Below are 14,486 nucleotides of genomic sequence, written 5' to 3' on the forward strand. Positions count from 1 at the left end.
TCACCGTTCTCTAGGTCCAAGGAGAGGACCTCGTGTCGATATCTTGAAGTAAACCGACATCCTATCACCGTTATAGTATGACTGTTCACGCGCCCTCGCCCTACTTGCGATAAAACGACATGATTTATCGCCTAGTAAAAGAACGACTCAATATAAAAGCGCCAAAGGAAGCCTCACAACTTAGAGCAACATAGATAGACGACCGCCGAGCAAGAAATACGTCACTTACCGTCTGGTGTGAAGTAGCCCAACGGCATTAAGAATGGCGTCTTTCGTGCACACATCCACAACCTTGATGTTCTTAAATCGCTCAGGCTCTTGAATGGCGACATCATGCGCCAATATCACCATTCTTGCGTGCTCTACATCTTTCGCTGTTAGCCAATTATTCACCCCATCTGCACCTTGCGTCTCGACTTTAATTTTGACGCCCATTGAGTAAGCCGCTTTTTCTAATGACTTAGCGGCCAAAAAGGTATGAGCGACACCCGACGGACACGCCGTCACAGCCAACACTTCCGCCTCTCCTTCCCCTTTCACAGAGCGATAAGAACGAACCAATTCACTTTCATTATCATCTTGTTCAGAGATGGTTTTCTTTAATGCAATAACGATACAGGCGGTAGTGAGCGCGCCTAACAATGTTCCTATGATGTAGCCAAGCTTTCCATCCACAACAGGTAAAACAATCCACCCTCCCCAAGGCGCATGATTAACAACGTGAAACATAAAGCCCGTCACGTTGCCCACAATGCCACCAGCAACAATGGCTGGTAACACGCGAGCGGGATCAGACGCGGCAAAAGGTATCGCGCCTTCACTAATCCCTATCATTCCCATAATACCTGCTGCTTTTCCCGCTTCACGCTCATCTCGCTTAAATTTATTGGGCGATAAAAACGTTGCGAGAGCTAAGCCAAGCGGGGGTGTACAAATGGCGATGCCGACACCACCCATCAACCAAGGTTGAGTGTTGACTTGGGTTTGAGCAAACAAGGTTGCCACTTTATTTATCGGGCCTCCCATATCAAACGACGTCATGGCGCCTAAGATGGCGCCTAGCGCAATCTTCCCCGATCCTGCCATACTGGTTAGCCAATCATTCATCACGAACATGGCAGTGGCAATAGGTGAGCCAATCACCCACATAACCATCCCACAAGTGGCAAAGGTGCCAACGAGTGGATAAATAAAGATTGAATTGAGTGAACTCATGCTATCCGGTAGCTTTATTTTTTTGAGTAATTGCACGACAAAGCCAGCAAAGAACCCCACCACAATCGCGCCGAGAAAACCCGTACTGTATTGGTTGACCGCCACCCATGAACCAATCATGCCGGGAGCAAGGCCTGGTTTATCGGCAATGGAGTAAGCAATGTAACCGCCCAGTATCGCGGTAAATAAGGTCAGCCCTGCAATCCCCATCTGTGCGATGTCTGCCAATACCCCACTTTCAGGTACACCGCCATGACCGGACATCATCACAGACAACGACAACAATACCCCTCCCGCAACAATAAAAGGGATCATATGTGACGTACCAAACAGCAAGTGTTCTTTAATGTGGGCAACGCGAAGTTTCCACGGACTTAACGGGGTATGATTGGATTCAGATAAATCATTTTGATAGGCGTATACAGGCGGTTGTTGGATGTCGGTCAGTAACTTTCTGGCTTGCTCGGTATTTTCTGCGGCTTTAAGCTTATCAACAAACCCCTCTTCGATGAGTTTACTAGAAAGCTGCGCTAAAACTTCAATATGATGGTGATCACCGCCATCAGGCGAGGCCAGCATAAAGAAAACATCGGAAAGTTCACCATCTTCAGCACCATAGTCAATCCCGGTGCGGCTAATACCCACCGCAACCGCAGGCTGAGCAACCGCATCACTTTTTGCATGAGGGATGGCGACACCATCTTCAAAGCCAGTATTGCCTATCGCTTCACGCTTCCACAAATCCGTAAGAAACTGATCTTTGTCTTCCAATTTTCCCGCAGCGGAGAGTAACTCCACTAGTTCTTTAAGCGCGTCTTCTTTGGTTTTTGCCTGAAGATCTAAGCAGATCGTGTCTAGCCCAATAAGATGAGTAATATCCATTGTTTCTTCCTTGCCTATTCCTACCCTGAAATGATCACGCTTGAACATAGATTAATCAGCCTCCATACCCTTAGATATAGGACGGAAAAGTCATTAACTGGATTATTGTAACAGTCCAACCAAACTGTGACGCTTGTCTTTCAATTGTGGCTGCTAAATTAATTAATCCCCGTCACACTGTGCTAATATCCGCAAAAATCACCCGCGGAGATAAACCGTGAAAATTGTCGCTGTCACCGCCTGCCCGACAGGCATTGCACACACTTATATGGCCGCTGATGCATTGGTCAAAGCGGCGCCTAAGCATAACGTGCAGATCAAAGTCGAAACGCAAGGCGCAATGGGGATCGAAAACTTGCTCTCCGCTCACGATATCGCACAGGCCGATAAAGTCCTCATCGTCTCTGACATTGATGTCGACCAACAGTCTCGTTTTGAAGCGGCAAACACGGTTCGAATTTCCATTGAAGACGTGTTACTTAATGTCGACAAAGTCTTTCTTGTTCACTGCCGCCGGTAAACCATTAAGATGAACGAATATCAGATCACTTTTCTTGTCGACAGTACAGAAGCCAATGTGCTCGCAGCCCAGCCTTTACGTACTCTGGCCAGAAAATTCAAATCGACTATTCACATCATTAATATTACTCAAAACCGCTCAGCGGATCTGACTCGCTCTCTCGCCATGCTTCAAGCTGGCTTAAATCAAGGCGACTTATGTCAGATTACCGCGATTGGTATTGATGCTGAGCTCACCTGCTTTGTGCTCAAAGACATCATCGCCGAACATTACACTCTCATTGGCTCTTGCATCAATTATGAGTTCTCTAGCCAACTCGCAGAGCGCCTGCCACAACTTTGTCCACCGAGCGAAACTCAATGGCATTATGCCAAAGCGCATACGGTGCTCACTAAGTTCGAATGCCTAAAAGGGCTGGCACACCTGATCTACCCAGATGATCCCGATGAGCTCATTCTTGCCTTTATCAAACGTGAAGAGCGTTCATCCACCTGTGTCACACCAGGTATCGCCCTGCCCCATGTGATGTTTGAGGATATTGATCACATCGCCATCGCTGTCATTGCCAGTGATACTCCTATTGATTGGGCATCAAAGATGGGACATGTGAACCTAGCAATAGCACTGGTGATGCCAAAAACGCCTAACCGAGAACAGATCATCGCCGCCACAAACCTGACACGAAACTTATTGTGCGATCAAATTTCAGAGCGCCTTTTAACAACTCGAAGTCGTGTCGATTTACAAGCGCTATTAATGTACTTCATGTCTCGGCTACTACCTTAAGATCCTAAATTGAACCTCGATATTCCGTTGGCGTTTTGCCCGTTCTGTTTTTAAAAACACGGCAAAAGTAATTCACATCTTTAAAGCCACAACGTACCGACACTTCATTGAGCTTGAAATTGTACTTCTTGAGCATGAACTTGGCTCGGTCAATACGGACCCAAGTGATGTAGTCTGCCAACGTCATATGCCCTTGCTGACGAAACATACGCGATAAATGATTAGCAGAGAGACTAAAACGGGCGGCGATGCTATCACGGGTGATTTGTCTGTGGAAGTTCTCTTGAATATAGATACAAATGCCCTGATACAAATCTTGAACACGGCTATGTGATTTTTCCTCTGGCGCATCCAACATGCTCTTACTGTACTGAAGTAACGCTTGCAGCAATAACTCATCCATTGGCTGTTTGTGGCTTTCACGCGCTAAAGAACTCAGCGCCTCTAATATGTTATCGATCGCGAATCCAGAGCGGGTTTGTAGGCTGTGTTTTTGAATATCATAAAAATTTGCCTCACCTTTACGCTTACTGACCAAACTGAGTCCCAGCTGTCTGCGGCCAAATAGCATACTCAATACCGAGCAATTCGTATCCCAATCCGGCTTATTCCAGCAGTTTGGCGGAATAAAAATCGCATCCCCTGCTTTAGCAACGATATTCGTCACCTTGCGTTCGTGGCTTTCCATTTCGTTGATATATTCACCGTCTAACACCAACTCTAAACGAGGGAAGTTCACCTGATAGCTAAACGCTGGTGGCGTATGAAAGTCGCCTGCAAACCAGATGTGATGAAACGGTTCTCTCTCACTTAATACCGATGAGATTAAATCATGAAATATCATTGTTCGAACTCTTTGCACGTAGCATTAGTGCTATAAGCATAGATATACCCTTAAGTGAAATATTGTGCTATTGAGCAAAATCACAATTATCAAACTAGGTTACAATAATCCAGTTAAAGCGATAAATTTACAGTCACCTATCAGTATATACCGAACCAAAAAATATTCTCAAAACTAATATAAACACTTAATAATTATATTCATTTCTCCACTTCTCCTTGTCACATCAGTGGTTTTCCAAATACCACAGCCGATCAAAATCACACTCCAACCACAACGCAACAATCTTCCAGTGAATGCATTTTTTCTTCACTACAGAAAACGACCTACACGTTTCAAAATACCCCTAACAAAACAATAAATAGATTAGGGGTTCATTATGATCACGAAACTGATCAATCAAGATTTGATTAAGCTGTCGCTTGAAGCTGATTCAAAAGAAGCCGTGTTTAAAGAGTTGATAGAGGTACTTCATGCACAAGGGCGTATCTCAGACAAAGTACAATTTCTTGCCGACATTAAAGCGCGAGAAGCACTAGGCAACACCGGCTTTGAAGACGGGATCGCGCTGCCACACGCAAAAAGCGCCGCAGTTATCGAGCCTGCGGTTGTCATTGGCGTTCATAAGACGGGAATTGAATACGGTGCCGACGACGGTCAACCATCAAAGCTATTCTTCATGATCGCCTCCCCTGATGGTGGTGATAACCACCATATTGAAGTGCTCGCCGAGCTCTCTTCCAAATTGATTGAAGAGGGGTTTATTGAAAACTTCCTCAATGCCGATTCACCGCAATCTGCACTGAATTTATTACTAGAAAAGCCTCAATCGTCCATCCCAGAAACCAGCACCGAGAAGCAAGGCTTCATCATTGGCGTGACTGGCTGCCCTGCAGGCGTGGCCCATACCTACCTCGCAGCAGAAGCCCTTGAAAAAGGCGCGCTAGCATTGGGTTACGACATCAAAGTCGAGACCAACGGCTCCATTGGCGTGAAGAACAGCCCAAGCCAAGCTGAGATTGAACGCGCAGATGCTATTGTTGTCGCGTGTGATAAGCAAGTGGACATGGTACGATTTGCCGGTAAACGCGTCATCGAAACTAACGTAAAAGCCCCGATTCGCGACGCACAAGGTTTGATAGAGAAAGCCTTGAACGCCTCTATTTATCAAACACAGCAGTCCACATCCCATCAATCTGTTGCCGGCAAAGCTTCTCAGGCGCGGTCGGATCTTTACCGATACTTGATGAATGGCGTCTCTCATATGATCCCATTTGTAGTCACGGGTGGGTTGTTAATTGCGCTTGCACTTGCTATTGGCGGAGAGCCAACGGAAGCGGGTATGGCTATCCCTGCAGGCAGCATGTGGAACCAAATTCTTGAAGTCGGCGTGGTTGCCTTCACCTTAATGATCCCAATTCTTGCCGGCTATATCGCTTATGCCATTGCTGACCGCCCTGCGCTCACCCCTGGCTTAATTGGCGGTTGGATTGCGAACAATGGTTCTTTCTACGGCGCTGACGCTGGCACAGGATTCATCGGTGCCATCATTGCAGGCCTATTAGTGGGCTACTTCGTCAAGTGGATCGTTTCGTTTAACTACCACAAATTTGTTCAACCACTTGTCCCTATCATGATTGCTCCTATCACGGGTTCGCTTTTCATCGCAGGTCTTTTTATCTTCGTGATCGGCGCGCCTATTGCAGGGTTAATGGATGGATTGACTGCGCTATTAACCAGCATGAGCACAGGTAACGTGGTTCTGCTCGGTATCGTTCTTGGTGGAATGGCGGGCTTTGATATGGGTGGCCCATTCAACAAAGTGGCGTTCCTATTCTCTGTTGGCATGATTGCAAGCGGTCAAACCCAGTTCATGGGTGCAATGGCGTGTGCCATTCCTGTCGCCCCGCTCGGTATGGCCATTGCTACCACGCTTGGACGTAAATTTGACCTGTTTGAATCCTCTGAAATTGAAGCAGGTAAAGCGGCAGGTGCAATGGGACTGGTTGGTATCTCTGAAGGCGCAATTCCGTTTGCCGCTCAAGATCCAATGTCCGTGATTCCAGCCAATGTGCTTGGTTCCATGGTTGCGGCTGTCATGGCCTTCTCTTTTGGCATCACCAACAGCGTGGCGCATGGCGGCCCAGTTGTGGCTTTACTCGGGGCAATGAACTTCCCATTGCTTGCGTTGCTATGCATGGCAACAGGTGCAGGTGTGACAGCAGTAACGTGTATCGCACTTAAAAACCTACGCAAAGCAAAACTAACGGCAGCGACCGCGTAAGCCTCCCCTTCCTACCAATACTATGGCATGAGCGGATTATTCGTTCATGCCATGTTTCAATTCATGGTGATTTTGATGTCTGATTTTTCTATCGCTGATCATGTCGTAATACAACGTATTTTCTATCCAATGACCAACGTCATTCAAAACTATGCATGGGGTAGCCCATCGTCATTCGGGCTCCTATTTGGCACGCCGAATCCATCCGGTGAACCACAAGCCGAAATATGGATGGGTGCACATCCAAATGGCTGCTCGACGGTTATGTCTAACAATCAAGAGACGAAACTATCGAGTCTCATTTCCCGGGATTCAAGCCTATTTTTGAGCGAAAGCATTGCTAACCGTTTCGGTGAACTGCCTTATCTATTCAAAGTACTCGCCGCGGAAAAAGCACTATCCGTTCAGGTTCACCCTAATAAGCAGCAGGCTGAGCAAGGTTACGCACTTGAAGAGCAACGAGGGGTGCCGCTAACCGCAGGGAACAGAAACTACAAAGACGCCAATCACAAACCAGAACTGGTTTATGCGCTTACTGACTACACCGCAATGAATGGATTTAGACCCATCTCCGACATTCTTGAACATTTCATGTTCCTCGACATTGCTGAGCTCAATTCATTGGTTAACGATTTATCAGGTGATCCAACACCAAACGGACTGTCTGCCTTTTTCTCTGGCCTTCTTTCGCTGCAAGGCGAACAGAAAGAAGCTGCGCTGATGAAGCTGTTAATGAAAACTCAGCGGGAAAATGGTCCCGTTTTCGCTTTAATCGCCGAACTAGAACAGCAATACCCCGGTGATGTTGGGCTATTCACACCACTATTACTCAATGTCGTTACCTTACAGCCAGGGCAAGCGATGTATCTAGATGCCGAAACCCCACACGCATACATCAAGGGGACGGGGCTAGAAATTATGGCAAATTCCGATAATGTACTGCGCGCTGGCTTAACGCCAAAGTTCATGGATGTGAATGAACTCGTCTCCTGCACCCGTTTTGATGAAAAGCCCGCTGACCACTTGTTACTGGCTCCAACAGCGATAAACGGCGTACTGGAGTACCCTATTCCCGTGGATGATTTCAACTTCTCCATTATGCAACACTCTCAGCAACGTCAAATCAAAACGAAAGGGCCCGAAATTCTTCTGCCACTCGATGAAGCCATGACATTAAGCCATCAAAGCGGTGAAACCTGTGTAATAAACAAAGGGCATTCGGTATTTATCCCTGCCTATGCCGATAATTACACCATTAATTGTTCCGGTCGGGTTGCCCGCGCTTACAGTTAACTAAAAACTATTTCACATAGTTTTCAAATCAACTAAGACCCTGCTTTTGCAGGGTCTTTTACTTTTTGCAACTTCCACCCAACACCATGAATCCATTGACAATCATGACCACTATCACATACCAGAACGGATACGTATCACACTTAGTTTTGCTGGGTACAAATGTATAGTGAAAGGCTTTTTTTTACTATTTCGAGTATTCAAACAATCCACTAATTTAACTGTATGACCTCAAAGGTTATTGAATTATTCGCTGCCACATTCGCTACCACTAATAACCATTGCGGTTTGAGTAATTCATAGCAATAACGATCAAAAAAGAACCATAAAAAAGACCACACCCGATTATTAATATATTAATAAATTCATAAGGCGTATAACTATGAGTACCCTAACTGCTCAAACTAACAATAATAGTGATATTAAAAAACTCCTCAGTACCATGAAAGGACACCTTTTATTTGGCACTTCCCACATGCTCCCATTCATCGTTGCAGGTGGGGTATTGCTTGCTTTGGCCGTCATGGCTTCTGGTAAAGGCGCGGTTCCGGCAACCGGGATTCTTGCTGATATTTCCAATATTGGTATTAAAGGTTTGGTTCTCTTCCCAATCATCCTTGGCGGGTTTATCGGCTACTCTATCGCCGATAAACCCGCTCTTGCTCCTGCTATGATCGCATCTGGCATCATGGCCGATATGGGTGGCGGTTTCCTTGGTTGTATTGTGGCTGGCTTTATTGCTGGGGGCGTCGTATTCCAGCTTAAGAAAATCCCGCTTTCAGCCAACATGACCGCTTTAGGTGCTTACTTCATCTACCCTCTGATCGGCACGCTCATTTCAGCAGGCATTGTTCTTTGGGGGATTGGCGAACCTATTAAGTTCTTCATGGCATCTATGAATGAATTCCTCGCTTCAATGGCTGGCGCGTCTAAAGTCGTGCTCGGTACCATCCTTGGTGGTATGACGGCGTTTGATATGGGCGGTCCAATCAACAAAGTGGCGACTTTGTTTGCACAAACACAAGTGGATACGCAACCGTGGCTAATGGGCGGTGTTGGTATCGCAATTTGTACGCCTCCTCTTGGCATGGCACTGGCAACGTTCCTATTTAAGAAGAAATTTTCAAAACAAGAACAAGAAGCAGGTAAAGCAGCGGCGATCATGGGCTCAATTGGCATCTCTGAAGGTGCAATCCCATTTGCGGCAAACGACCCTATGCGTGTGCTTCCTTCCATAGTTGCGGGTGGTATCGTTGGTTGTGTATTTGGTTTCTTGACTGACGTACTGCTTCACGCCCCTTGGGGTGGCCTTATCACCGCTCCCGTTTCTAGCAACATCCCAATGTATGTGGTGGGTATCGCTCTTGGTTCTTTAACCACGGCTCTTATCGTTGGATTCTGGAAGCCTGTTGCGGAAGAGTCTGAAGAAGAACAAACAGCCCCGGTTCAAGTCACCGCTCCAGAGGCAGGGGAAGGCGAGTACGATGTGGTTGCCGTGACCTGTTGTCCATCAGGGGTTGCGCACACATTCATGGCAGCAAAAGCGCTAGAAAAGGCAGGGGCAATGGCTGGCATAAAAATCAAAGTGGAAACTCAAGGCCAAAACGGAGTGAAAAACCGAATTACTGACTTAGACGTACGCAATGCGAAATTGGTTATCTTAGCCCATGATATTCAAGTAAAAGACGCTCACCGCTTTGCCAATGCAAACGTGATTGAATGCTCGACTAAAGAGGCGATGAAAAAAGCGACTGAGCTCATACAAGGGTAGTGATATTTACAATTAGCGATGAGCAATTAGCAATTAGCAATTAGCAATTAGCAATTAGCGATTTAACTACTCGCCACTCAACAAAGCCCTAATGAAACGTTAGGGCTTTGAGTCGTCACACGAATATAGAAATACCTATCACCTTCGCAATATGGATCCTAATTTCCCACAAGTAGTTGTTGGCATATGCCAATAACTACCTCTATAGTGTCCCTACCAGCCAGATAATGGAGTTCACTATGTTACTTGCTATTCCCTGCCGAAAGTCGTCCCTTTCTAATCATTTTTCCAAAGCACCTGAGATCATGCTTTGGGACAGCCAAACCAATACCAAACGAATCCTCGCCCTACCTGAGGCTTCGACGAATTGCGATCCTAAAAAGTCTTATGGTCATAAAAAGTACTGTAGCCATAAGAAGTATTGGAGCAAAGTTCTGCAGGAGCATAAGGTGGATGCTGTCGTCGTTCGTTTAATTGGCACAAATATGCTTAGTGCACTGTTTAAGCTCAATATGCGAGTATTGAGTGCACCACGAGGATTCGATACGGACAAGTTCGATATAGATAGGTTTGACGTAAACCAATTGACGCCAGTTACTCAAATTGAGTTTGCTCGTCCTTCGGCTAAGAAAAATAAAGCGCATTGCTCAGGGCAAAGTACCACGTGTTCATCCACTAACTGTTCGTCTACTAACCGTATAACGTCAGGCAAGCGAGCATCCGTTAACAGGCTTTCATCAAGGACGATGAGTCACCTGACTAAGGTTTTTAAAATAACCGCACAAACAGAACAATAGCTATGACGTATTTGATCAGTTTTGTGGTGTTTTTGATCATCACAGCCTTAATGGCGGTAGGCGTCATGTTGAAACGCCAAGCAATACAAGGAAGTTGCGGCGGGCTCGCTAACCTTGAAATAGAAAGAGAATGCCACTGCGTTGAAACCTGCGACGAGCACCGACGCGTGCTCTATCACATTCAGGAACCGCACGCATCCAGCTCCGCGACCAGTATTATTGATCGCGATTGAACATCAACGCATGACCATGAACCAAACTTTGCGCAACTTTAGCTCGTGCACGTTTAACAATATTGCCAAATGTTTGCCTAGATACTCCCATACGAGTCGCCGCTTCTAATTGGCTTAGCGACTCTAAGTCAGCCAAGCGTAGCGCTTCGAGCTCTTCCGCTAGTAGCTCAATTTTATTGAGCTTGGAAAGTGGCACTCCATTGGGTTTAAAACAATCGTATGGCGCATTACCGCAGATATTTCGCTCTATTTTTGGTCTCGCCACTTGGTTTCTACCTTGTCTATTTTTGTCTAGGTTCAGTGCAGGTATCTCACCCAACGGTATTTTATGTCTATCCACACTCCCAAAAATCATCAACATTGTACGGTTTGTTGTCTGCCTTTTTTCAACCACAACACGGTCATTCACTTTACCTTAATGCCCGATGGCGGAGTCCAGAGCAAAATTGTACCAACAGAAAAAGTACAAGGCTACCAAGGTGTCATGCAAGGCGGTGTCATTACCACCTTGCATGATACAGCGATGACCCACTGCCTGTTTTCTCGCCATGTTTACGCAATGACAGCGCAATTGGATGTCCGCTTTATCAAACCTATCCCGCTCAATACAGCCATTCAGGTTCAGGCTCATTGCCTAAAAAGCAAGCGAGGGGTGCATTTTCTACAAAGCAGCATTTATGTAAATGGTCAGTGCTATTCAAAGGCTGAGGCGAAATTTATGTCACGTCAAGGGATGCTGGGTGGTAACGATACGACAGAATCGCTTGGTGATCACATATCAGCCGTACCGTTTATAAGAAGCTTTTAGACAAAAACCTCTTAGAAGGGTTACTCGAAATGACTTCTATACGATTAGAAAAAGTATCTTGAAACCTTAAATGATCGTTATGCAAATTATCTCAGTGCAATGTAGACGCTAACTTTACTAGCGCTTTCGAAGTGCTCAAAATCTGTGGTATATGCCCTTTCGTGCTCGCAATTCGAAGAAGCAAAGTACGACCAAATGGACTGCCATGCAGCAATAACGGCGGCAGGAAACTCACCTTCGGATTCAAACTTAAGGTAAGAGCCTGAAAGTACAGATACTGATGACAACTCAACATTTGAAGAGGATATTTCGTTCGAACCCATTAAAACGTCAAAGTAACCATTAACATCTGACTCATAATTGCAGTAGACACTATATGCCCTCGCTCCCGATTGATAATCAATAACTAAATTCGAGTCGACGTATTCAACGTGTCTGGGGATATTCGCCGTCTCGGGGTTCATTTCAATTTCATTGCGGGTTCTTAGGGTTAAGCCTCGGATTTCAAACCCTTTTACGTCAACGACTGCCATTTTTTGCTCCATTTACATAACGCCAAGCGTTGCGAATCACTGTTAAATGCTATGTTAGCAGATAACCTACAACGCGAGTTTAAACCCTTCATGTGTCGCTTTGAATCCAAGTTTCTCATAGAACCGGATTGCATCAGGACGCTGCTTGTCACTTGTTAACTGAACGATTGTACAGCCTTTGTTTTTTGCCAGTTCAATAGCATATTCAAACATTTGCTCACCGAAACCTTGTCCACGATAGTCACTATAGATTCGAACACCTTCGATAAGACAACGCCAACTACCAATATGCGTCAGGTAAGGAATAAATGTAATTTGAAGCATCCCGACTAGAGAGTTTTCCAGTTCAACAACCAGTAATTCGTTGTTTGGGTCTCGCGCAATTGCTTCGAACGCTTCAAGATACGCACTATTCAACGGAACAGATGCATCTTCTCTTTTACTACCAAGCGGGTCATTTGAAAGCAAAGCAACAAGACTTTCCAAATCTTCAAAATCAGCTGAACGATACTTTAATTCCATTTATAGATCCTTATTACCTCTGACTGCTAACGCTAATTAGACGACTAACACCCGCCTTTAACTCTCACATAATGCCGTCTTTCACTTACTGACTCAATTACATATCGATACCTTATCAACAATGCAAGGAAGTTAGCTTGCTAAGAGATCCATAATTCCTAAATTAGCGCTATTCACATAACTTGCTGTAGTGAAAATTCACATTAACAAGATATGAATAAGTACTTACTCTGAATGATTTTTGGGGAAAGTGAGTTAAACCGTGATCTTGTGATCACACAGTTATTCTGTAAACGCTGTAGAGTAGAATCCTGCCGTGTAGGCACACGGCTAGTAGAATGACTGTATTTGGTCTTGGGTTCTTTCTGTCAGTAGCGCTGAAATGGGCGGCTCTGTGTCAGAGTAAGCTTGCTCTGACATTAAGGAGTGTATTCTTAAAGTGTGTGTCCCTTTAATCTATTCAGCAGTACCGTTTATAAAAAGCTTTTGGACAAAACCTTGCCAGTGTCTTTGCTAATTTAGAAAACTCTGAAAAATCGTAGGTATTGCAAAGTTGTCATGAAGAGCTAGTGTGATGAGTAAAATCGCACTAGCTAAAAGATTGGTTTAGGTACGCACTAAATTTCTTTATGTTCAATCACCCAACAAACACCTGATTAAAATACACAATTCTTTCTTTCATCATCTGCAGTTTGCACTCTTCTATCTGCACCCCACGCCAAGGTGAACTTGTTAGAGATGAACCGATAAACTTACACTCTGAATCTTTAAACTTCAACCACGCTCGCTGAGCTTCTCTGAAGCTCTCCTCTAAATCAGGATCTTCAACCAAAATCCTATTAATAGCTCTTTTGTAGCTTTCATTTAATTCAACGTCGACTGACTTTATCTTTTTATCCACACAAAGGTATCCTGCAGTTGCCCCCCCATTCTTGGCTAAACAAGGGTCAACTAGATCACCACCAGAGAATGCGTTAAGTGACCAGAAAAAAATAAGAAAAACACACAACTTCACATTCATTTTAGTAACGCCTTATATCTAGCTTTATAACGGTTATTATCAACTTTAAAATTATCAACCCAAACCTTTTTATCCTTCATTAACAGATAAAACTTAGATTTCGAACCACTTAATTTATCATTAATATCAGTAACTAGAGAAGGAACATTCATTTTTCTTGAACTAGAACGATTATCTCCTCGATATGTGATGTCAACTAAAACCTCCCGAATGTTGCGTGGCAACTCACTCCAAACAATCACCGATTCCTTATCGAAAAAACTTCTGACATCAGCCTTAGTCAGTAGCCTCTCGGTTTCTTTCACATAAGAAGGGTATATTTCCAAAAATAAGAAGTGTTGCTGCTTACGTGTTAACTCTTGCTCTATTTTAGGAACCTGATCATCTATATTTTTATAATGGTTATATGCATTTTGTCCTTTAAGGCCAGCACCTTCCTTTAGCCATTCGAGTAATGAGTGTGATAGTGGTTTGCAGTTAATTCTTACATTAGAAAATATTTGTTCGACGTCAACTTGATTGCGACTCCCTAGGTCTAAGCCTCTACCAAAGGTAATTCCAGATTCCCCAATAACAACCCCTTTTGTATTTGGGACATGCGGTAACCTAGAAAAATAGATACTGCCAAAAATATCATTGCCTTCACTATCAAATGTAAGCTGCCCTATAGGTACAGTTAGCCACTTCTCATCCATCTCATCATCAACATATTGCCAATTTTCACTGACGGACTCATCCAAAGCAAGAGCTGTGTTCTTATCTACAATCCCATCGACTTCACCAATTTTATAAGTTTCATGCGTGTTATGCGTCGGTTCATAACCCTTCTGAAACTGTTTAATAGCGCTTTCTGTCGCTTTGCCAAAATCTCCGTCAGCCCCCGCAGGACCTAAATCGAAACCCAATTCAATCAATGCCTCTTGAACGACTTTGACTTCAAGACCTTTACTTCCATTACTAAGGGCCTCTCCATCACC

Annotated in this window: 14 protein-coding genes and 1 pseudogene; 8 read left to right on the forward strand and 7 right to left on the reverse strand. The window is 44.7% G+C overall.

Annotated elements, in window-relative coordinates; translation table 11 throughout:
• Nucleotides 1–225: 225 nt before the first annotated feature.
• Nucleotides 226–2,097 carry a fructose-specific PTS transporter subunit EIIC gene (locus L4D74_RS23945; protein WP_428754915.1) on the reverse strand — a complete coding sequence of 624 codons (1,872 nt, stop codon included), beginning with the start codon at nt 2,095–2,097 and terminating at the stop codon, nt 226–228.
• A gap of 217 nt (nt 2,098–2,314) precedes the next feature.
• Between L4D74_RS23945 and L4D74_RS23950 the strand changes: the two genes are divergently transcribed.
• Together L4D74_RS23950 and L4D74_RS23955 are read left to right on the forward strand one after the other, a co-directional pair.
• Entirely contained in the window at nt 2,315–2,617 is a 303-nt protein-coding gene (locus tag L4D74_RS23950) for a PTS fructose transporter subunit IIB (protein ID WP_265675364.1), read from the forward strand.
• Between the two features lie 9 nt (nt 2,618–2,626).
• Nucleotides 2,627–3,403, forward strand: coding sequence for a PTS sugar transporter subunit IIA (locus tag L4D74_RS23955; protein WP_428754916.1), 777 nt, complete (start codon nt 2,627–2,629; stop codon nt 3,401–3,403).
• Nucleotides 3,404–3,407: 4 nt separating this feature from the next.
• Here L4D74_RS23955 and L4D74_RS23960 read toward each other — a convergent pair whose 3' ends face one another.
• A complete protein-coding gene (locus L4D74_RS23960; RefSeq protein ID WP_428754917.1) occupies nt 3,408–4,247 on the reverse strand; it encodes a helix-turn-helix transcriptional regulator in 840 nt (279 codons plus the stop codon).
• Nucleotides 4,248–4,626: 379 nt separating this feature from the next.
• Here L4D74_RS23960 and L4D74_RS23965 point away from each other — a divergent pair, with 379 nt between their 5' ends.
• From L4D74_RS23965 to nqrM, 5 genes are all read left to right on the forward strand, one after another.
• Nucleotides 4,627–6,531 (forward strand): PTS fructose transporter subunit IIABC, encoded by a 1,905-nt coding sequence (locus L4D74_RS23965; protein WP_428754918.1) that lies wholly within the window; start codon nt 4,627–4,629, stop codon nt 6,529–6,531.
• A gap of 75 nt (nt 6,532–6,606) precedes the next feature.
• Complete coding sequence (manA, locus tag L4D74_RS23970) at nt 6,607–7,824, forward strand: mannose-6-phosphate isomerase, class I (protein ID WP_428754919.1); 1,218 nt, start codon at nt 6,607–6,609, stop codon at nt 7,822–7,824.
• A 382-nt stretch (nt 7,825–8,206) separates the two neighbouring features.
• Nucleotides 8,207–9,595 carry a PTS fructose transporter subunit IIBC gene (locus L4D74_RS23975; RefSeq protein ID WP_428754920.1) on the forward strand — a complete coding sequence of 463 codons (1,389 nt, stop codon included), beginning with the start codon at nt 8,207–8,209 and terminating at the stop codon, nt 9,593–9,595.
• Between the two features lie 239 nt (nt 9,596–9,834).
• Nucleotides 9,835–10,392, forward strand: coding sequence for a NifB/NifX family molybdenum-iron cluster-binding protein (locus tag L4D74_RS23980; RefSeq protein WP_428754921.1), 558 nt, complete (start codon nt 9,835–9,837; stop codon nt 10,390–10,392).
• Between the two features lie 2 nt (nt 10,393–10,394).
• Nucleotides 10,395–10,625, forward strand: coding sequence for a (Na+)-NQR maturation NqrM (gene nqrM / locus L4D74_RS23985; RefSeq protein WP_428754922.1), 231 nt, complete (start codon nt 10,395–10,397; stop codon nt 10,623–10,625).
• Here the strand turns inward: nqrM and L4D74_RS23990 are convergent.
• Complete coding sequence (locus tag L4D74_RS23990) at nt 10,609–10,890, reverse strand: DUF134 domain-containing protein (RefSeq protein ID WP_265675372.1); 282 nt, start codon at nt 10,888–10,890, stop codon at nt 10,609–10,611. The genes nqrM and L4D74_RS23990 overlap by 17 nt on opposite strands.
• 63 nt (nt 10,891–10,953) lie before the next feature.
• Here L4D74_RS23990 and L4D74_RS23995 point away from each other — a divergent pair.
• A pseudogene (locus tag L4D74_RS23995) lies at nt 10,954–11,346 on the forward strand (PaaI family thioesterase); the annotation flags it as partial.
• Nucleotides 11,347–11,519: 173 nt separating this feature from the next.
• Here L4D74_RS23995 and L4D74_RS24000 read toward each other — a convergent pair.
• From L4D74_RS24000 to L4D74_RS24015, 4 genes are all read right to left on the reverse strand, one after another.
• Nucleotides 11,520–11,966: a GyrI-like domain-containing protein gene (locus tag L4D74_RS24000; protein WP_428754923.1), complete on the reverse strand. Its 447-nt coding sequence runs from the start codon at nt 11,964–11,966 to the stop codon at nt 11,520–11,522.
• 66 nt (nt 11,967–12,032) lie between these two features.
• Entirely contained in the window at nt 12,033–12,488 is a 456-nt protein-coding gene (locus L4D74_RS24005) for a GNAT family N-acetyltransferase (protein WP_428754924.1), read from the reverse strand.
• Nucleotides 12,489–13,125: 637 nt separating this feature from the next.
• Nucleotides 13,126–13,509: a lysozyme inhibitor LprI family protein gene (locus tag L4D74_RS24010; RefSeq protein WP_428754925.1), complete on the reverse strand. Its 384-nt coding sequence runs from the start codon at nt 13,507–13,509 to the stop codon at nt 13,126–13,128.
• Nucleotides 13,506–14,486 (reverse strand): pesticin C-terminus-like muramidase (locus L4D74_RS24015; protein ID WP_428754926.1); only part of this gene is annotated, 981 nt, incomplete at its 5' end. The genes L4D74_RS24015 and L4D74_RS24010, both read right to left, overlap by 4 nt.

Origin of the sequence: Vibrio cionasavignyae, assembly GCF_050337155.1 — a bacterium.
Taxonomy (GTDB): domain Bacteria; phylum Pseudomonadota; class Gammaproteobacteria; order Enterobacterales; family Vibrionaceae; genus Vibrio; species Vibrio nomapromontoriensis.

Excerpts from the sequence above, each read along its gene's own strand:
- L4D74_RS23945 (WP_428754915.1), bottom strand. The coding sequence starts at position 2,097 with ATGGATATTACTCATCTTATTGGGCTAGACACGATCTGCTTAGATCTT.
- L4D74_RS24010 (WP_428754925.1), bottom strand. The coding sequence starts at position 13,509 with ATGAATGTGAAGTTGTGTGTTTTTCTTATTTTTTTCTGGTCACTTAAC.
- L4D74_RS23980 (WP_428754921.1), top strand. The coding sequence starts at position 9,835 with ATGTTACTTGCTATTCCCTGCCGAAAGTCGTCCCTTTCTAATCATTTT.
- L4D74_RS23955 (WP_428754916.1), top strand. The coding sequence starts at position 2,627 with ATGAACGAATATCAGATCACTTTTCTTGTCGACAGTACAGAAGCCAAT.
- L4D74_RS23975 (WP_428754920.1), top strand. The coding sequence starts at position 8,207 with ATGAGTACCCTAACTGCTCAAACTAACAATAATAGTGATATTAAAAAA.
- L4D74_RS23960 (WP_428754917.1), bottom strand. The coding sequence starts at position 4,247 with ATGATATTTCATGATTTAATCTCATCGGTATTAAGTGAGAGAGAACCG.
- L4D74_RS23965 (WP_428754918.1), top strand. The coding sequence starts at position 4,627 with ATGATCACGAAACTGATCAATCAAGATTTGATTAAGCTGTCGCTTGAA.
- nqrM (WP_428754922.1), top strand. The coding sequence starts at position 10,395 with ATGACGTATTTGATCAGTTTTGTGGTGTTTTTGATCATCACAGCCTTA.
- L4D74_RS24005 (WP_428754924.1), bottom strand. The coding sequence starts at position 12,488 with ATGGAATTAAAGTATCGTTCAGCTGATTTTGAAGATTTGGAAAGTCTT.
- manA (WP_428754919.1), top strand. The coding sequence starts at position 6,607 with ATGTCTGATTTTTCTATCGCTGATCATGTCGTAATACAACGTATTTTC.
- L4D74_RS24000 (WP_428754923.1), bottom strand. The coding sequence starts at position 11,966 with ATGGCAGTCGTTGACGTAAAAGGGTTTGAAATCCGAGGCTTAACCCTA.